We start from the raw sequence: 19169 nt of genomic DNA, 5'->3' as shown, positions 1-19169 counted from the left end.
ATGGTGTTCTCCGTTGAGGCTCCCGCCAGGGCGAGGCTTGAAAAGACGCAAGTTTGCAGATTTAGTTCGCGGCCATGCAGAAGGCCGAACCAAATGAGCCCGCAATACGGACCACAGCCGTCACGATTTAAGCTGTTTTGGTGGTCGATCACGGAATTCAACTGGGGCAGCTACGCCCTAGCTGTCTTCCTGGTCGCGATGGTCTGTGTTTTGATCGCAGGCGCCACCGGATTCATGCCGACCAAGTGGGGCGAGGGGTCCGAATGCGCCAAGGGCATGAACATGCTCGATAGAGCAGTGATGCCTACTGCACCATCTTGTGCAGCTGCTGCTTCACGCCGGCATCTTCCAGACCAAACCCACCCTCAATGATCCACCGCCAGTAAGGCAGCGTCAGGAACGGGATCATCTTTGTTGCCCGGTCGATGTCGGCCGGCGCCAGGTCGGGACTGGTCGACGGATCTCCATCGGTCAGCGTAGATAGCGTGCGGCCGCCGACGCCCAGCAATTGCGCCGCGTCGGTTCCAAGCTGAAACGAGGGGCCGAGGATAGCGCCGAATGCGTCGCGGTTCGCATAGCGGGAAGCTTGCTGCCGCATGTCGGCGTTTGGATTGACCTTTTTGCCTAGGACCGAAGCCAGGGTGTAGATGCCCGGCGCACCGAGCTTTTCCCAAGTGCTGTTCACCTCAAACGCCATCTGGAAAATGCCGGCGCGGTCTAGCCCTTCAGCCAGCCATGTGCCGGGATTGGTCGACAGAACACGTTGATCGCCACCGGCTTCAATCTGCTTCATCATGTATGTCAGCATCCCGAAGGTCGTCATCGCGACTGTGCCGGTAATGAACGAGCCCGGACCTTCCTGCAACCCGCGCATCAGGACGCGTTGATTGGAAGCCAGGGCGAAGCTCTTGAATTGGATGAGCGCCCGCCCAGCGGGAGTGTGAGCGAACAGGGGCACGTCGGCCACCGACTTCGTAACGATGGTCGAATCCGTATCTTTGTTCACCGCAGCAGCGAATGCACGAACAGCCTCGTCGTCGGTCCAGCGCTCCAGGCCGGGAATGTGCACGTTGCCCTGCACGTCGCCGAAATTGTTGAACTGCTTGGCGATGCGATCGGCCATGTCAGTGTTGATGCCGAGAAAGCCCATGTACCGGCGTTCAGCCGCCGACAGCGCACCATAGTCCTTGCTCTGCACGTTCAGCAGCACCCGGTTCTGTATGAGGACCGAGGCAATGGATTTGTGCATATCGTTCCAGAATGGCAGCAGGGTCATCTTGGAAAAGACGTTTGCCGCATTGTCGACGAAGCGTTCGAACGGCGAGTTATGCGCGTATGGATCAGCAAGCTCTGCCATGGTTGCCAGGCGAGATTGCAGCGAACGTTCTGTCACCGAGCCCAAAAGCTTCGAATCTTTGAGCGCCATTTTAATGGCTGCCAGGTTCGTGATGAGCGGGGCGATGCCTTCGCTCATGTATCGGCCCATGCCGTGCACCATTGCCGGTCGCACGGCATCGGAGAGCGACGACACCACGACACCGCCGAGTTGCCTCATGAAATTAAACGTGCCGGCGACGCGCAGGACGCGAGCGAAATTGGTGTGTTGCGCATCGACTTTGTACTGTCCGCGCAACAGATCGCGGATTGCGGCCGCGTCCTCGATATCGCTCTTCTCGCTGTTCTTCAGCGCGTCGAGTGCCTTGGTCTTGGCCGCCTCGTCCAACTCGGTCGCCGCCTGCACGGCTTCGCGCATCCGCAGATATTCGGCTGTAACCCGGTCAATCTGGCTTTTCAGGGTCGGCTTGCCTTCACCTCCGAGACGCTTGTCCATCTTCGTCAGTTCGACGTCGGCCGCCATGACGCGGGCATACCGCCGGCCGATCAGTTCGATGTCGTGTTCCAGGAAGTCCTCAATCAACTCGTCGGGAATGTTGAACGTCCGCTCCTTCAAAGGACCGCGAGACGACATCGTCATATCGTAGGACGGCATGCCCTGGTTCGCGCGGCCGGTGAGCTGCGAGAAGATGTCGTCGACGATGTCCTTCACATAGTCGGCGCGATCCTCCGGAGAAACGAATTCGGGAATCTCCTGCTTCACCTTGGGAACCATCGGCTCCAGCTTGTCGGCCTTCACCTTCAATCCTTCGATCTCAGCCCGTAGCCGGTCCAGATCGACCGACTTGGCGGCGAGTTCGTCCAGAATTTCCGGGTTGCCGCCGCCTTCCGCATCCAGGCGCTTGATCGCCTCGACCCGCTTGCTCAGCGACCGCTCCTTGAGCTTGCCTTTGAACAGATCGCGCTTTGTCGTCGCATAGTCCACCACAAGCGAAACGCGCGGCGACGAGTTCGCAATATCGCTTACCGCATCCAGTTCGGCTTCGAGTTTGGCGACCTCTTCACTCAGGCCCTTGGCCTCGATCGCGGTAATATCGCGCTCATTGATGATAGCGTCGGTCGTGCGGTCGAATTCCTCCATCTCCTGCTCAAAGCGGGAAATCCGCGTGTCGAGCCCGTCCGTGTTCCGCTCAGCGGCCAGCACGCGGCCGATATGGTCGCGAACGTCCTTCACCGTGGCATTGGGAGGCAGGCCAACGCGATCCAGCCATTCGGCCGCCGTCTGATCAAGATTGTCGGCCGCCGCTGATGCTGCCTCCTCCTCTGCCGTGCGAAGCGGGTTGCCAGCTAGTTCCGACCGAACGGCTTCCATGATAGATCGTGGATCGACGTAGCCGTTGCCATCCTGTGGGAGATTGGCGAACATCTCATCTTCGGCATGGACGAAGTTATCGACATCGCCAATGCCGCCCCGTTTGACGAACATGCCTGGATGCGTGTTCGGCGTGACGCCCATCGCACGCAGCTCGTTGTCCAGCTTGGAGCCGACGCGCGCACCGCCCTTTGCTTTGATGATTGCCAGGACTGGCGATCTTTCGGCGAAGGTTTGCTTCTTGCCTGCCGAGCGCGCCGCAGCGCGAGCCTGCCTCACCGTCTCAACCATCACAGCATTTTCGTCGGCGCCGCGCAGAGTAGTTACCAGCGCGGCCGGCGCGCGCTCCTTGAGCACGGCAAGACGATCTTGACGCAACTGGGTCAGTGCGCCCATTCGCTTCTGCCGGCCGGTCTCCCGATCAGCCAGGCGTCCTTCGATTCCCTCCAGGCGATCGTTGATCTTGCCGAACGCTTCGCGCTTCTTGTCCGCGTCGATGATGCGATTGCCGATCCTGATTTCGTCCGCCTTGAATTCCAGATGCGATAGCTGGTCATCGATCCATGGCTTCACGATAGCTTTGAAGCGGGCTTCGCCAGCGTTTAGGCGGTTCGAGTTCCAAAGGCGCGTGAGGTAGGACGTCGCGGTCTTGACGCTCACATCTGCCGGCAGCAGGCCCGCAGCGATGGCTTCGTCCTTAAGCGGATCGAAAAGCGTTTTGCGCCAGGATTGCGCCGCCATCGAGACCGCGTCGTTCTCGCCGACATCCCCGCGACGCATCGCCTTGCTGACTGCCGTGCGGAAATCTTCCGCCGACATGCCGAGGCCCTTCTTGCGCGCATCGCTGTAAATCGAGCGCATCTCGTCTAGACCCTTGGTCAGCGCGCCCCGGTCCCAATATTTTACTGCGCTCTCGACCGCGATGTTGCCTTCCCCACGCGCGTTCTTTTCGATGTAGAAGCCGGTCTCGGCCATGTTCGATACGATTTCGCGATGGATCGCATTCGGGCTATGGGCAGCACGCAGCAAAGGGTTGAAGCCGGATTGCACCTTGCCAACCGTCTTGGCGCCCATGCCATCGCCGATGTCGTAGTCCGATAGAAGAGGCCGAGGAGCAGCCGCTGAGCCGCCGCCCTGAGCCTGCACGTCAGCCCAAACTTCGTCTGGGGTCGGCACTTTTTCCCTCAACGCGTTCTCGACAGACCGCAATGCCGTCTTTCGCTCTGCTACCGACATCAGCGCTCCGGCTCCAGATCCCAGCAATCCGCCCAGGACGAAGCCGGCGCCGACGCCTACGATGCTGTCCGAGAGCGGCCGGGTCTGCTGCGATGACTGGAGCGCAATTTCAGACGCGGTCGCGCTGAGGCCTCCTGCGAGAGCGGTGCGCAATCCGCTCTGAATCACGGCCCGTCCCAATCGGACCCCGGTGACCGCTTCGCCGCCAGGCACGAGCGTCGGAAGGTCGATGATCGAGGCCGCGCCGCTGAAGGCCGTTCCAAGCCAACCAGCGGAATCGACATTGCGGCGATCCTCCGTTTCCATGTCGATCTGCACTTGCATGGCGTTGAAGGCGACACTGTTTTGCAGGGGCGAGAAGCGATCCCAGTGCGGTTCGTACTTCGTGCCCTTGATGCGCTCGTAAGCGGTTCGGCCGTCCCAGCCTTCTTCCGGCGCATAGATGTCGACGCCGGCCATCTTGTTCGACGCCATCGAGCCGATCGTATTGCTCTGGCGCACGGCCGAGCCGAGGACCGTCATCACATCGGGGGCGATCTCCTTGTCCAGATCCGGCCGATAATCGACCGCACCGAACATGTCGATCGACAATGGATCGTCGGGATAGCTGATAATGCCCATCAGTTTCCCCCGAAGCCTGTCTTCTGGCTGCCGTCATATGTGCCAGAGCCGGGCGGCTGCTCATCAGCCGACAGCGGCGGTGCTGCCGCACGCTTTCGCTGATCCTTGCGAACGTCGACTTGGAACCGCGCGCCGGCCGATGTGGTCTCAGCCTGCAACGCCTTGGTGAGGTCGCTCGAATACGGGTCGGCGACGATGTCGCGCACCTTGCCTTGTGCTTGGCGAAGGATCGAACCATCGACCGCGCTGCCTTCCGATTCCGTCTGCATGCGCTGGGCGATATCGCTCTCGCGTGCCTTGTCGATCGTGCCGGCATCGACACCCCAGGGCGCGCCGTAAGCCTCTTCCCAAGTCGTCTGACCATGGTCTTCGAACTGGTAATAGAGCTTGTAGCGCGGGAACCGGTTCTTGTCGGTGCGCATCATCTCCGCATCGCGACGCGTCCATTCGCCCATCTTGATGGCGATGTTCTCGACCTTGCGGCCGGGGTTGTGCTCGTCAACATAGGCTTGCGCGGTCTGCATGGCATCGGCGCGCAGATAAGCGAACTTGTCCCCAACCGGCGGATAGTAGAGTTCGGGCGCCATGCGCATCAGGTTCGGCGAACCGGAGACGTTGCTCACCGCCCAATTTTTCTGAATAGCCGCGACAGCCCGAGCCTTCGCCATCCCGGCATCGCCGCCGGTCTCATAGAATGCATCGCCTGCCAGTTCCTTGTATTCGGCCAGCAGTTCGGTCGGCTGCTGCGGCATCACACCAGCGCCAGGCTCACCACCTGGACCGGTGAAACGGTCAAACGCGTTTGTCACGTCGCCAACGGTCAAGCCCTTCAGGAATTTCTCTGCGGCGGGCTTCAGCACCTCGACGCTTGCCTTCGTTGACGGGTCGGCGCGGCGAATGATCTCCTGTGCAGCAGCCTCACCCGTCATGCCGAGGTCGTTCACCAGATGCCGATAATCGGTCAGCTTCGTCTGCACGTCGCTGCCAGGAATGTTGCCGAACGACTTGGGCGCGATCCGCTCCAGTGCATCAGCTTGAGACAGAGCCGAAGACAGTTCCGGCCCTGTTTTCGAGGCGGCGCCTTGCCGAAGCTGTGCCTGCACCTGGTCGGGAATGTACCCCGTCGCCGACACATAGGTCGACGTCGCCGCCGACCGCTGTTCTGGCGCTACACCAGCAACAAACTGCCCGAAGGCCTTGTCAGCAATCTTGGTCTGGTCACTGTCGAAGCTGTTGATCGAGACCTTCTGACCACTGCCGATCGCGCCGATGATCGCGTCGACACCCGCGATGTCTTTGTTTTGAGTCCTCAGCATCTCGTAAAGCGAAGCCTGGTCGCCTTCGTTGAGCTTGCTGTTTAGGATCAGGGCAGGATCTCGGATTTCGCCAGTGCGGATGCCAAGTTCGATGTGATCTTTGTACCCCTGATATTCGACCTTCGATTGAGCGATATCCGCTGTCTGTTTCTGCCGGAATGCAACGTCGTCCCGGTTTGCGAGCGACAGCATGTCATCCGGCGACATTCCTTGAAAGCGAGGGTCCGGCTTTGCCGAAGCGCCAGCGCTGCCCATCTTCTTGTCGGCCCACGCGATCGTGTCGGCCGCCGTTTTGCCACGCAGGAATGGATTGGCGTTGACGACATCCTGTCCAACGACATCGACAATGGGCGTGTTCGGGTCTGCCTTGAGCGTATTGACCGCGCCGCCAGGCCCGAGGAAGTGAGCAAGATAGATGTTGCCGGGCGTCGTGGCCTCGCCTCGATTTGCAAGATAGTCGGCATTGTCCTGCTGGTAGGCGCGCGTCATCTCCCTGCCGAGTTTGCGATCTTTCTTCAGCGCGATGAGTTGGGCAGCGCTCTTGCCCGCCGCGATATCGGGGCGATGCTGGCGGATGGTCTGCACCCATGTCGAGTCCAAGAACTGCCCAACACCGGAGGCGGACGAATTCGGATTTTCAGCGTTCGGATCGCCGCCGCTTTCAACGCCGACGATCCTGTCCGTAACGACATCGACTGCTGTGCCGTCGGTAGCGGACGGCGAGGCCATGCCAAACAGTTCGCGTAGCTTTCCCGGGTCGCGGGCGCTGATCGCCTCCGCAAGCGCCTTCGGTGCAGCTTGGCCCCAGCCGTCCAGCGTCGCCTGCTTCGCGATCGGGCTCAGCGGGCTGGCAAGGATGGCATCGCGCCCCTTGGCCTTATATGCGTCGTAGGACGCACTGTCGTTCGGGTCCATTTGCAGGATCGAAGCGATCATCCCGTTCTGAATCTTCGTGGTCTCGAGCGTGGCATATTTCTGCTCTTGCTCGTATTGAGCGGAAGCGGCGCTGCCAGACAATTGCAACCGCTTTGCGGGAAGGCTCGCATCGAAAAACCCGCGCTGACTTTCCGGAACTTGGTCACGGTACTTCTGCGCGAGCGTATCGAACAGACCCGGCTTCACAACGTTCCCGCTTGGATCAACCTGTCCGACTATAGAGTCGTGTAGGCCGGAACCATCAGCAGCACCGTTGCGTGCGGCTTCGGCCGCCTGGTTGGCCATGTCCTGGTCATAGGAGTTTTCGACCGTGATGCGCTTGAATTTGTCCAGCTCATCCTGACGAGCCTTCACGCGTTCGGCGACCGCCTGAAACTGGTCGCCGGCACCTTCCACCGCCGCGCCAATTGGCGAGCCCTGCGGATACGAAACGACGTTGCCGGTATCGAGGCGGCGTTCGGCGACCTGAAGTGGTATGACAGCCATGAAAGCCCTTTATGATGCAAACGCCGAACCGCCGATCCCGAATGCCTTCTTCGGGTCGTAGAGGTTCGTGATACCGGAAACGAGATTGCTGCCAGCCTTGATGATGCTGGCTCCAACCGCCTGCTTGCCGCTGAAGCGGGAGATCGACGCCTGCGTGTTCAAGTTGTTCTGGCGGAGCGCCGAGCCGTATTGAATGGCCTTGAGGTCAAGTTGGTTCTGCCGGGCATTCGCGGCAAGCACCTCTGTCGGCGAGCCGGCGACGGCGACGCCCGAGGCGCCGACCTGTGCGCGGGCATTAGCTGCCAACAGGTCTTGCTTGTGCTTCTCCTGCGACTGTTCAAACGAAGATGCTTGAGCGTCAGCCTGTGCCTGCTGCTCGTAGGCCTTGGCCTGCATGTCAGTCATCTGCTTTTCCTGCTGCCCCTGCATGAGAGCGCCGCCGACGGAAAGGCCGATGCCGAGTAGGGCAATGGTGCACATGTATTTAGCCCCTACGGTTCAGCGTCGAAAACAGGTGTCAGCGCGCGGATGGTGCACGGCGTCGGGTTGACGTGGCGGATTTTCACCCTGCCTTGCCCCTCCCAGCTATCGTCGATCGGCACCTCGACATTGCCGGTGTAGAGGTTCGCCTTGCCATCGGCCGCAACGATCGAGGGTATGCGAACCGGCTCCCAGCGCCCGCGAATGAACGACGAGATCTGCAAGCCCGTCGTGTCGGTCTCAAAAACGGACAGAATGACCTTGGCGACCTTCTTGCGCCTGCCGACGATCGAGCCGTCCTTGCCGCCGACGTCCAGTTCCAATGTGTCGGCCGCAGCCTCATAAGCCAGGCCCACAGCCCATTTTGCAGCCGTGGCACCACCAGGCAGGGAGACAGCACCAGCCGACACCGTCAGGCCTTTGTAGACCTTGCCGTCCGCCAGAGCGTCGACAGTCTGCCCGTTGAGATGAGCGAGTCCGGAAACAGCGTTCACGGCAACGCCGGAATACTGCGACCCGCAGTCGACTTCGAAAGCGTCGTTGATCGTGCCGTATTCGAAGGGCGCGGTCTTGATCTCGATAAGGCGCTTCGTGACGCCGCCGATGGTACGCTTCACGACAAGCCAGAGATCGTCGTTGCCGTCTTGGCCCGGCGTCACGATGGCACTTTCCACAACCGCCCAGTCGGAACCGGTGAACGTGCCGCCGAAGCGGTGGATGTGCATCCCTCGCACGTCCTGTGAAGGCTGGTGAGTGTATCCGCCAAGCTGCCCGTCGGCAGTGGGGAACCACAGAACTGGATCAGGGTCGCTTTGGAAGGCTAGCTCGACCACGCCTTTCTTCGGGATGTGTTCCGATACCTGCCCGATATCATCTGATGCGAACCGACCAGGCTGGGTTTCAGTGAGTTCCGCGATCGACTTCCCCGATCGCGTTACATAGAGGAACGACTGACCAGCATCGACCGGGCGGATGCGGGCGCAGCCGAAGGTGCGTGAGCGCCTGTTCTTGAACGAGGACGGCGTCAACGCCTCATCTATGCCAGAGCCCGAAAGCGCGCGGACGCCGCCTGAGGTACCGATCAGAAGCGCGCCGTCGCTGTCAGCGATCCAGACAATGTCGTTGGCCTGGCCGCCGCCCGCCTGGACGAACTCCAGCGCGTCGTCGTCCTTCTCGCCGAGAGCGAAATTGTCGAAGTCGCCGGTGGCCGAGGCATAGACCGAGAATCTGCGGCTGAAGGCCAGCCGCTCCTCATAGAGCGACCCGCTTTCGACGTACTTGCCGGGCACGAAGGTACCGAGCCGCCAGCGCGTGATCGGGTTCGTGTTCGGCAGCGCATGGCCGTAGAGGATGATCTTGACCAGCGTCGTGCTGGTGCGACTGGTGATCCTGGCCCAGCGCCAGATGCCGTCAGCTCCTAGGAGGCGAATGGATCGACCGACATCAGAGACCTGAAATCCGGTGTCGTTGTTGATGCCGATGATTGAGGACGCCGTGAGATCGAACGGCGTCTGATCGAAAGCGGCGATATGCATCGCCAGCTCGGCCGAGACGGTGACAACTGCATCGTCTCCACCGCCGCCGCTGAACACCAACTGATGGTATTCGAACGCTGATTTGTTTGTGAAGTCGTAGAAGCGGGTCTCGCCATTGCCCCAGCCGAGTTCGCCCGTACGCGTGTCCAGGGTGACCCAGTTGGTGCCATCATTGGAACCCTGCATTTCCCAAGCAGTGAAGAAATCGTAATCGCCCGTTGCCAGCCGCGACGTGGTGATCCAGTAGGCGTCGACCACACGCTGCGCGCCGCCGGCATTTCGAAACCGGATGTAGCCGTCGCCGCCGCTCGCAATTTCGATGTCCTGCGTTTTGTCGCGATCGAACATTTGCCACGCAGAAGCGCTGCCGCTGCCTGTGGATGCGGTGCCGGATGGAGCGGAATTGCTGGTCATCTGCGGCGTAAGATGCCCGGTATCCGACGGTGTCAGCGTCGTCGCCGTGTCGTTGAGCGGGTCGTAGGGACCGTCGAGGAATTCGAAATCTTCGAGCGTCCAAGTCGTGTGCGCCGTGCGCGTTATCACCTTCGGCGGATAGTCCCGATGAGTGATCCACATCTGGTCAGCTGACTGGATATAGGTCAGTTCGAACAGATCGGCTTCAAGGTATGGTGACGTTACCTCAACCGTGCCGACGCGCGCGCCGTAGGCAAAGACCCTAATGTATTGATCGCCGAATTCTAGCGCATAGGCTTGATCGGCCGAGAAGATGAAAGGGATCATCCGCGTCTTCTTCGACGACGTCTTCACCTCATTGACGAAGTATGTGCCACCACGCTTTCGAATGCCGCCATGGGGTAGTGTCACAAGGTTCGTGCATTGCGACAGAGCCGCCCGGTAGAGGTCGAGAGTTGCGCGGGCATGCAGGCGCGGGCTGATTTCGCCGCGGACAAAGGTGTCCTGGATTGGATAGAGCGTTGCCATCAGCGAACGGCCCCGTTGTCGCCGCGCTGATAGGCCCAGGACGATGTTGACTGTCTTGCGCCGCGTTGGACAGCCTGCGAAGCGAACGCTGCGTCCACGGCCCTGTCGTAGCCGTTGCGCGCGACGTCGATCATGTTGGCCTTGTGGGTGAGGGGATGGGCAATCTTGATGGCCAGCGCGCCGACGAGGACTTCCGTGAACAGCGCATCCCAGTCATTCGGGTCAGTCAGGTTTCCCACATAGCGGATGATCAGCGGCCCCGAGCGATCCGAGTAGATCACGCCGGCTTCTTGGCGCCACGAGATCGCCACGCCATCGGGCTCACCGTTATGGGTGAGCGGGAGCGGCCGGAGGCAGTCGGATGGAAGCTCATAGGACCAATTGAGGGTGCAATCGCTCGTTCCGATATCGGCGCCGGTCACAGTCGCGCGCAGGATCGCAAAGACCCAGGCGTACTTCGTCAACTCGGCTTCGCGCGTCTGGTTGAAATGGAGGTTGAGCATGCGCGCGGCTTTGATGTCCTGATCGAGGCTATCGATCGGCGACTCGTCCAGCACGGCCAGCGCCATATTCGCGACATCGAGTTCCGTAAGCGCCATAAGGTCAGACCTTCAGGCTCGTATGGCGAGCCGGCTTCTTCGGCAGGCCGCGCGAATTGAGCACCTGTATGAACGGGCTGGGATTGAGCCGTTCGGCTTGCTCACGGAACTGTCGGCGCACCGCCTCTTTGCGGGTTTCGGCGGGCCTACGCTTGCTGGTAATCATTATTGTCCTCACAAAAGGGCGAGCAGCCGAAGCCACTCGCCCGTTTTCAGTTCCCAGGCCCGATCAGGCCTCGGTGGTCTTGAGTGCGATGAACGTCATGTTCTTGACGCTCGACGCGGTGCGGTCCCAGTTTGCTGCAAGCGCCAGTTCCGCATCCGTGGCGAATTCTCCGGCCGAGGAGGCGTCGAGGAAGCGCGTGCCGGGAACGTGCGGAACGAAGTGGCGACGTGCCACCATTTCCGTCACGCCACCACCATGGGCCTGGCGAGGCTTGCGATCGAACTCCAGCGGACCGCCTTCCGTATTCACCGGAAGCTCGTTCCACATGATCGCCTTGTCCTTGAACATGAACGCCGTGTAGACGCCGGTCGCCACCGGGATGTCGTCGTCGACCACCACGCGCAGGTTCATGTAGTACGGGATCAGCGGGCCGCCTTGCTGGGACGAGGGGACATAGTCGATCAGATCAGCCAGCTTGAGAGCCTTCATCTGCTTCGAATGTATCCAGATCGTCTTGAACTTGTCGGCACGATCGCCCATCAGGTACGCCGCTTCGATGATGTCGGTGTCGACAATCGAGGCGCCGGTCACGCGGACGAGGTCGCCGGCATCGTTGGCGACGTTGTCGGCGATCACGCCCTTCAGGATGCTGACCAGCGTCAGCTTGTTGGCGCGCTGCCAATAGTCGGTCTGACGCTGGACGATCAGCTTCTGCGGATCGGAACCGGCGAGAATGCTGGTCAGGTCCGGGATGCCCCACGCATTGGCGCGAATGTTACGAGCCGCGACTTCGCGGCGCGAACCGATCTTCTTCATCTCGATGCTGTCAGTCGGATCATCGTTGATGGGTTCCGACGGATCGTTGCCGAGATCTTTCCAGCCGGGCATGTCGACCGAACGGCCGCCTTGGCTCAGCTTCGCGGTGATCGCGGGATCGTTGAAGAGGATGCCGGCCTGGTAGATTTCAAGCGACTGCACGTGCTCTTCGAACGAGTACTGCGAATAAACCGATGGAACGATCGAATCCGCAATGCGGGTGTAGGCGTCTGCCATTTTATTTCATTCCTTTAGCAATGCGGAGCGGTGTCGATCCCTCACAGGGGATGGCTGGACACCCAGAGATCCGGGTTTTCGCCGGCCTCGCGGGCAAGCCGCTTCGCGCGTTCGGGGTCGCTTTTCACAAGGGCCGAAATCGCCGAGATGTTGCGACCGCCGCTGGCGTCCTTCTTGAACGGGTTCTCCCCGCCGCGAGAGGCGTCATTGTCGATCGTGTCTTCCTTGAACATCGCTTCGCCCACTGCCGAGAGAGCGCGCGCGACCTTGGACTTGGTCAGCGCGCCGTCGGGCAGCAGAATTCCCGCCTCCTTGAAGGCGTCGACCAGATCGAGCTTCTTGGCCGCCCGGTTCGCCAGTTCGTGCTTCTGCTTGAAGCCTTCGCTGTCTTTCGGTCCCCAGTCCTTCACAAGATCTTCGTGGGTTGCCTCGACCGATGCGGCGAGGGCGGTTTGATGCGCCTTCACCTGGTCGGCCATGTAGCCTACGAATTTGTCGTGATAGGCCTGCGCCACCCTGGGTGTCGCGCCAGCTTCGGCCGCCCAGGTTTTGGACGCAGTCGCCAGCGCTTCATCGTAGGGTAGATCAGCAGGGAGCCCTTCCGGGCGCGTGTACTCGACCTTTTCGGGCGATGTCACCGGGCGCATGGTCTCGGGAAGCTTGGAGTTGAATTTCTCCCACTCCTCCTTCGGTGCGTCGGCTGCGGGAACGCGCAGGCTTTCACCCTGCATACGTTCGAGTTCCGCATAGGAGCTCAGCACCTTTTCGATGCCGCCCTCTGGCTTGGTCCAGCCCTTGTTATCAGCGAGCTTGCGGTTGCCTTCGGAAAGACCGTCAAACCAACTCTTGGCGCCTTCGGTAGCGGACCCGTTCTCTACCGTCGTCGCTGGCTTTTCCAGGTTGCCCGCCGGAGGTGCATCCACCGCCACGGACCCAGTTTCTGCCGTATCTGTCATGATCGATTGTTCCTTCGATTGGGCGGCTCACCCAGCCGCAGGGGCCGTCAAACGTTGTCGCCCCAGTTCTCCCAGAGCAGAGTGATGGTGCCGGTGATCGCCAGCACGCCGTCGGCGTCGATGTCCGTGTTCGTGGCGAACGCCAGGTTCAGGAAGATATCGACCGGCGTGGTGGTGCCGTCGAACGTGGCGGCAACGACAACATCGGCGGTAGATGCCGTCGACAGCGCCGTCGTGGCGCCATCCAGCGTGCGCGTGGTCACTGGGATGATGTTCTGCATGGTGGTCGCCAGCGTGATGCTGGAGGCCGCAACGGTCCCCAGACCCCACGTCAGGGACGCATTGTCGTTGATCGTGCTCGCGCGCGCACCGAGCACGGCGAACTGCATCTTGACAGTGCCGCCCTTCACGCGAACTTTGCCATCCAGGCAATCGAAGATTTTCTGCGAGGCATAGGCCAGCGCGTCAGTCACCGGCACTTGCATCGCGTTGAAGGTGAAGACCGTCTTGAAGGCACCGCCGGCGCCCGTCGTGACAGCCTTCAGGCCGGCAACCGGAGGAGCGAGGCCAGCCGCCCGAGCAGCGGCGCGCGAAAGGGTACGCGGAAGTCCACGTGTCATTGTCGTATCCTCATTCTTGGGAAGATTTCGGCTGAACCCGCCGCGGGCAAACCTATCGCTGGCCTTCGAGTCTTGCCGCCCGTTCCAAGGCGATCCGCTGATCATCGTCTAGCCTGAGAAAATCCATGATGTGCTGCACGACTTCGGCCCGAGCATTCGAGAGAGCGCTGTGGAGTTCGAAGCCGGCCGGCGTCTTGGTGCGTGCCATCCAGTCGTGATAGTTCGGCCGGCGGTAGTAGCCAGCCTTGTCGACCAGATCCGCAAGGACCATCTCGCCATCGGCCCCGGTGAAGACATGCAGATAGGCTTTCGTCAGCGCGTCCTGTGCTTTTGCAGGCCCGCCAGCCAGGCCGGCACGATTAAACGTCTTCGGCTTGCTCATGCGTTGCCCTGCGGCATCAGCCCGTTGAGGCCGTCGAGCAGTCCGCTATCACGCGCCTGCACTGCGGCAGGAACAGCGTCCTTCGCAACCTTGCCGGCAGCGGCCATCGCAGCGGCACCGGCCTGGGCTTGCTGTTGCTTGGCCTTCGCATCACGACGAGCCGCGATATCATCTGCCGACCGGAACAACCGAGCCGGGCTGCGGCCGGCGCTCTGCACGATCTTGATCGCCTCATCACTGTCGATGTTGTCCATCACATCCGGGTCGAACTGAGCCATCTGCATGGCGGTGGTGACGACTTGAATGGTGTCGCGGGCCTCAGCCGAACGGCGCAGCACATCGAGCGGACCGGTGAACGTAGGACGCACCGACTTGCCGGCCAGACTTGCAGGCGGCAGGAACCGGCTGTCCTGATCGTAGAGTCCCTTGTCTTCCAGGATGCCGAGTTCGCGATCGAGGTTCGTGGCGAAGCCAGATTGAATGATCGAACCGGATGGGCCGAGCAGCGCGCCCTTCTCCTCTTGGCGGATCAGTGCTTCGGTCGCCGTCATCTGTGGGTTTTGAACGAGCGTCTGAAACAAGTTCACGAACATCATGTCGCGGATTTCATCAGCCCGTGTCTGTGCATAATCGAATGCATAGCTCGGGTTGGCGCCGGTGTTGATCGGGGCGATTTGGATCTGCCCGGATTCGCTCATCATGCCCGGATAGTTCTCCCCAGGATTGAGGACCGGCACATCATCCATGCGAGCTTTCGAAGCGGTCGCCGGATCGGTGATCTGCTGCAACGCGCGCAGGCCAGAGCGGCGCACGGCGTTTTCTTCACGGACCGTAGTCAGCGCCTCGATTGTCGGCGAGATGCCGTAAGGGTCGCTCTCGTAGCGGCGCCAGTTGAACGTTGCCACCGGGAAGGTGCGAAATCCGCTCTCCTTCGCGATCACCTCTTCCTCTTCGATGACGTGGTACGAGGCAAAGGCGGTTTCGAGATAGTCCATCTGACCACCGATGCGGTACATCCGGCGCTCGTCGCGGGGCTTGATGCAGTGGATCAGAGAAATCTTGGTGTCGCACTTGGTCGGGTCATCAACCAGCGCCTTGATCTTGGCCGGGAGCTTCTCATAGCCGAGCATCTGCGCAGTCTGTCGCGCCGTCCGTTCATAGCGGCGATGGAAGGTGTCGACCTGGCCCCACCGGTTGCGGCTGATATAGCCTTCGACCACTGGAATGGACGCGTAGCGAACCATCGTGCTGCCGAAGCCCTCTTCCGCGTAGAGGTAAGCAGGACCATATCGAACCACGTTGCGCAGGCACGCTTGCGTCGCCGGCACGAAGTTAGAATTCGCCGAGTAGCGCAGCGAGAACAGGAAATCCCGCAGGCTCTCAGCCCACTTCTTTTCCTCGTCGGTTTCTTCGTCGTCCATCGCCGCCGTAGAGAGACCATGCCACTTTTCGGACTGCGGAATGATCAGGCTCTCCAAACCAGCAGCAAGGCGGTTTGCAGCGCTGTTGATCGTGGTCGCATAGACGCGACTGCCACGACGCTCGGAGCGCTCAGCCTGCGATTCCAGTGAACGGCTGGACCGACTTACGAAGATGTCGGGTGCATCAGGATCGCAGAATTCCGCGACCTGTTCCCAGACGCCTTCGTAGTGGGCGCGCTCAGTCTCGAGTTCCGACTGGCGAGAGAGGACGTCGCGAGCACGGCTGTCGGTCATGCAATCCTCTTCAGCCGTGCGGCGACACGGCGCCAGAACCACCAAGGAAACCCGGCGCGATTGCGAAACACACGTTTCATGGCGCGCATGATCAGACGCCCAGCAGCACGCGCTTCTGTCCAACCAGGGCAGATGGCGCGAGATCAGTCTTCACGGTCGACGCCGTGTCAGTCTTGGAAGCGAGAGCCAGGCGCATTGCCTCTTCACGCTTCTGCACGTCGGCATCGGTTGCCGTTGGCGTCGGCGGCAGTGGCTTCAGTTCCGGCGGCTTGTTGAATAGGCACATGGTTCCAGGTCTCTCTTGTCCAATCGAACAGGATGAAGTCTTCGCCGTTCTTGCCGAAGGCAGGCAGGCGGCAGCGTTCCGTTGCACCGAGGCGGCGGAGCCAACGCAACGCCAGATCGTTCGATGCCAGCGCTCTTGCCTCGACACGCCAGGCGCCCTGTGCGGCAACGTCGGGGCCAAGCACTTCCCAGAAGAACTTCGTGATCCGAGGAACGCAGCGCTTCATGCGCCGAGTGCCCCACGACCAGGCGATCCAGAGGCCACTACGCAGTTGAGCCGCACCGAATGCCGCTTCCGGGTTGCCGTTGATCTCGACCACATACGCCGGCCCCTGCATGGCGTGCAGCGCCAGTGTCGCAGGCGTCCAACCATCAAGCTGACAGTCGATCTCTGCCTTGTCTTGCGGCCGCAGGTTCGCGGCGATGTAGGACAGGTCGCGGATGTTGCCGCCGACGATGCGAACCGTCATGAGACCGATGACATGTTGACTAGCCATCAGTTGTACGCGGCGCTTTCCATTGCACTAAGTGATCGCGGGGTGGTAGCCAGTCGAACGTAACATAAAGTCGGGAGGTTTTGTTGAAGTACTATCTATACGGTCCATTTGTGTTGCCCCGATCCAAGGAAGATAATTTGATTTTTTTGGACGACGGGTTTCGAGCGGCGTTCTGGAACAAAGTAGAGGCGACCGAAGATTGGCTGTCTCAAACGTGCGGCTGCTACGTCTTCGGGCTTCGATCCGGTGGCGGAATCCTACCGTGGTATGTAGGCAAGGCTGAGCGCCAGAGTTTCAAGGCGGAGTGTCTGTCGGTCGACAAGGTCAGAAAGTTCAACTCGGTTTTGGCTTCGGGCATCAAAGGGACGCCAGTAATGTACTTCTATGCAAGAACCACGCCGGGGACATGGCAGTTCTCCAGACCATCTACAGCGCGACATAACGACATCCGGTTTGTCGAACGATCGTTGATTGCGTTCGCGCTGGATAGAAACCCGAATCTGATCAATAAGCAGGAGACCAAAATGTATCGGACACTTATCGTCCCAGGCTGGCTGAATACTCCTGCCGGTGCGCTCAGTCAGGCGGCATCAGACCTCAAAACTGTGATGGGATACTAGGTCACTCTTCCCGCTGGTGCGCTTCAACGGAAAGCTGCCAGCGGATCAGGGTGCGATGCGCGGCGCTGCTCGATCTCAATTGGCTCAATCTCGTCGGCGTCAGCGAACTTGCGCTTCTGCGGATCGCCGATCACTCGACCGGACCGCACTTCGATCTTGATGTACTCGCCCGTCCGCTTGTCCAGGCGCTGCACGAATTCGCTCATCGGTATGCCGCCAGTGGATCGGATTGCTTCCTGCTGCGCTTCACCGCGGCGAACTCCGCAGGATCAACCACAGCTTCTCGCAGCATCATGACGCCGTACCGCGTTGCCGACATCACATCGTCTCGCAACTTGACGACTTGGCCGTCCTTTCGGTGATACAGCCGAAATTCTTCAAACCATTCGACCAGGGTGGAGAACACCTTGAAGCGGCCGGACTGCATCCGGTCCAGCATCTCCATCAGACCAGCCTCGACCGAGACGGAGCCGTCCGGGAACTGCGCATGCGTCCCAAGCATGTTGAGGCCATGGGTGCGATACTGATTTGCCAGTGCGATGCCGGCGCCTTCCAGCGTCTCCCGCCGGCCGTCACGCGGCCAGGACCACGGCAACCATGATCCCCACGGCTTCAGGGCAATAGCCTGCATGGCTGGCGTCTGTTGCGATGCTCTATGCGCCTTCGAGACATAGACGATGTCAGCTTCCGTATCCCAAGCCAGTTCGATGGCGGCCGACGGATGGTCCCACCCGAAGTCGAGAGCACCGATGCGCGGCCAGTAGCGCGGAAGGCGGAACGGCTCACAGGAAATGGTCTCTTCGCCGACGGGGAAGATGCGGCCGGAACCCAGCACGGGGATACCCTTGGCCCGCGCTTCACGCTCATGTTCAGGATAGGCGGCTATGATCTCCGCGCGTTGCTCCGGCGTGTAGTGCTCGGCATCGTCGATAGTCATGAAGGTGACATGCCGAGTCATTGATAGAGGCCTCCTGCCACTTGCAGATAGATGTCGATTCGGACTACCTCTTTTTCTTCAACACGGGAGCATAAGATGGCGTTCTGCAGGCTGACACTGAATTGGGGCGACAACGGCACGCCTGTCTGGATTAACCCAAAAAATGTCATTGCTTTTTGGCCACAGGCGGAAGGCACTAGCATTACTACCAATGGCAGCAACCAAAATGGCCCTCATGCAATATACGTCCGCGAGACCCCTGACATCGTTGCCAATGCAATCGCGAATGCAGAGAGGGAGTAGGAATGTCGACATCTAGTGCAAAAACTTACGCACGACGTGCGGAGAGTGCGACAGATACCAATGAAAAACTTGATGGCATTGCCAAGGCGCTCTACGCGCTTGCAACGGCTTTGGAGGATATCGAGCGAACTGTGAAGCAGATTAAAAGCCGGCAATAGGGCAACAGGCGTCGGCCTAGCCCTTCACCATGCTGTTGACCTGGTCGGACGTGAGGAACATCAGCACGACCTCAGACATGCCGAGCAGAGGCGTGAAGGTGATCATCGTAATGCCTCCCGTGGCATTCGTGCGCGTCAGGCCCTCGCTGTAGATATCGGGCGGGGGCTCTTCATCGAACCACACGCCGTCCAGCGTCGGCCCCTGCCACTTCTCTCGGCCCTTCTCATATGACTTGAAGCCGAGGATGCTTCGGCCTGCCTGGACGTCGCCACCACCACCATGTTTGACTACTATGCTGTCGAGCGCGTTCGGAATGCCGCGAGCCAGATAGGTTTCGGCGAATGCTTCGCCGGGGATCATTCCGGTTCCCCAGGCATCTTTCCGCTCAGGCTGGCCGACGAGCATCTTCTGCACAGTGTCGCGGGTGGATTCGCCGGTCAGGCCGGCCGCCCACATCGCTACCGGCTTGGGGAACACCTTGCCTTCCCACCAGTCGGGATATCGGCCGGTCAGGTGCATCGCCCATTCAGCGCCGCCGGCCAACGTCTTGCCGAGCTGGTTGCCGGCCATGAACAATCGTTCCCGATTGGTCGAGCCGGCCGCGTGGAACGAGGCCTG

At 60.6% G+C, this 19169-nt stretch carries 17 protein-coding genes and 1 pseudogene; 2 read left to right on the top strand and 16 right to left on the bottom strand.

Annotated features, from left to right (window positions below):
- Positions 1-304: 304 nt before the first annotated feature.
- From AC0L2U_RS07185 to AC0L2U_RS07130, 12 genes are all read right to left on the bottom strand, one after another.
- Positions 305-4564, bottom strand: a complete 4260-nt coding sequence (locus AC0L2U_RS07185) for a hypothetical protein (RefSeq protein WP_473601656.1) — start codon at positions 4562-4564, stop codon at positions 305-307.
- Positions 4564-7302 carry a lysozyme family protein gene (locus AC0L2U_RS07180; RefSeq protein ID WP_473601655.1) on the bottom strand — a complete coding sequence of 913 codons (2739 nt, stop codon included), beginning with the start codon at positions 7300-7302 and terminating at the stop codon, positions 4564-4566. Before AC0L2U_RS07180 ends, AC0L2U_RS07185 begins: the two co-directional genes overlap by 1 nt.
- A gap of 9 nt (positions 7303-7311) precedes the next feature.
- A complete protein-coding gene (locus tag AC0L2U_RS07175; protein ID WP_473601654.1) occupies positions 7312-7782 on the bottom strand; it encodes a hypothetical protein in 471 nt (156 codons plus the stop codon).
- Between the two features lie 11 nt (positions 7783-7793).
- A complete protein-coding gene (locus tag AC0L2U_RS07170) occupies positions 7794-10259 on the bottom strand; it encodes a phage tail protein (protein WP_473601653.1) in 2466 nt (821 codons plus the stop codon).
- Positions 10259-10858, bottom strand: coding sequence for a phage connector family protein (locus tag AC0L2U_RS07165; protein ID WP_473601652.1), 600 nt, complete (start codon positions 10856-10858; stop codon positions 10259-10261). The genes AC0L2U_RS07170 and AC0L2U_RS07165 overlap by 1 nt, the downstream gene beginning before the upstream one ends.
- Before the next feature lie 4 nt (positions 10859-10862).
- Positions 10863-11024 carry a hypothetical protein gene (locus AC0L2U_RS07160; RefSeq protein ID WP_473601651.1) on the bottom strand — a complete coding sequence of 54 codons (162 nt, stop codon included), beginning with the start codon at positions 11022-11024 and terminating at the stop codon, positions 10863-10865.
- A gap of 63 nt (positions 11025-11087) precedes the next feature.
- Positions 11088-12077, bottom strand: a complete 990-nt coding sequence (locus tag AC0L2U_RS07155; protein ID WP_473601650.1) for a Coat protein — start codon at positions 12075-12077, stop codon at positions 11088-11090.
- Positions 12078-12118: 41 nt separating this feature from the next.
- A complete protein-coding gene (locus AC0L2U_RS07150) occupies positions 12119-13033 on the bottom strand; it encodes a hypothetical protein (protein WP_473601648.1) in 915 nt (304 codons plus the stop codon).
- 47 nt (positions 13034-13080) lie between these two features.
- Positions 13081-13653, bottom strand: coding sequence for a hypothetical protein (locus AC0L2U_RS07145; protein ID WP_473601647.1), 573 nt, complete (start codon positions 13651-13653; stop codon positions 13081-13083).
- Between the two features lie 52 nt (positions 13654-13705).
- Positions 13706-14035, bottom strand: a complete 330-nt coding sequence (locus AC0L2U_RS07140; protein WP_473601646.1) for a Bbp19 family protein — start codon at positions 14033-14035, stop codon at positions 13706-13708.
- A complete protein-coding gene (locus AC0L2U_RS07135; RefSeq protein WP_473601645.1) occupies positions 14032-15750 on the bottom strand; it encodes a portal protein in 1719 nt (572 codons plus the stop codon). The genes AC0L2U_RS07140 and AC0L2U_RS07135 overlap by 4 nt, the downstream gene beginning before the upstream one ends.
- A 203-nt stretch (positions 15751-15953) precedes the next feature.
- Positions 15954-16505 carry a hypothetical protein gene (locus tag AC0L2U_RS07130; protein WP_473601644.1) on the bottom strand — a complete coding sequence of 184 codons (552 nt, stop codon included), beginning with the start codon at positions 16503-16505 and terminating at the stop codon, positions 15954-15956.
- Positions 16506-16615: 110 nt separating this feature from the next.
- On the opposite strand from AC0L2U_RS07130, the gene AC0L2U_RS07125 reads away from it, so the two are divergent.
- Positions 16616-17152 (top strand): hypothetical protein, encoded by a 537-nt coding sequence (locus AC0L2U_RS07125; RefSeq protein WP_127383377.1) that lies wholly within the window; start codon positions 16616-16618, stop codon positions 17150-17152.
- 23 nt (positions 17153-17175) lie between these two features.
- Here AC0L2U_RS07125 and AC0L2U_RS07120 read toward each other — a convergent pair whose 3' ends face one another.
- The 3 genes and pseudogenes from AC0L2U_RS07120 to AC0L2U_RS07110 all read right to left on the bottom strand — a co-directional run.
- A complete protein-coding gene (locus tag AC0L2U_RS07120; RefSeq protein ID WP_473601643.1) occupies positions 17176-17358 on the bottom strand; it encodes a hypothetical protein in 183 nt (60 codons plus the stop codon).
- Positions 17355-17903, bottom strand: a complete 549-nt coding sequence (locus AC0L2U_RS07115; protein WP_473601700.1) for a phage terminase large subunit family protein — start codon at positions 17901-17903, stop codon at positions 17355-17357. Before AC0L2U_RS07115 ends, AC0L2U_RS07120 begins: the two co-directional genes overlap by 4 nt.
- Positions 17904-17957: 54 nt before the next feature.
- Positions 17958-18116, bottom strand: a pseudogene (locus AC0L2U_RS07110) (terminase large subunit domain-containing protein); the annotation flags it as partial.
- A gap of 278 nt (positions 18117-18394) precedes the next feature.
- On the opposite strand from AC0L2U_RS07110, the gene AC0L2U_RS07105 reads away from it, so the two are divergent.
- Entirely contained in the window at positions 18395-18550 is a 156-nt protein-coding gene (locus AC0L2U_RS07105; RefSeq protein ID WP_473601642.1) for a hypothetical protein, read from the top strand.
- 16 nt (positions 18551-18566) lie between these two features.
- Here the strand turns inward: AC0L2U_RS07105 and AC0L2U_RS07100 are convergent, their stop codons facing one another.
- Positions 18567-19121, bottom strand: a complete 555-nt coding sequence (locus AC0L2U_RS07100; RefSeq protein WP_473601641.1) for a terminase large subunit domain-containing protein — start codon at positions 19119-19121, stop codon at positions 18567-18569.
- Between the last annotated feature and the right edge of the window lie 48 nt (positions 19122-19169).

This window comes from Mesorhizobium sp. WSM4808, from assembly GCF_055811675.1.
Note: the sequence above shows the minus strand (reverse complement) of the source record. Positions and strands in the feature narration are given on the sequence as shown.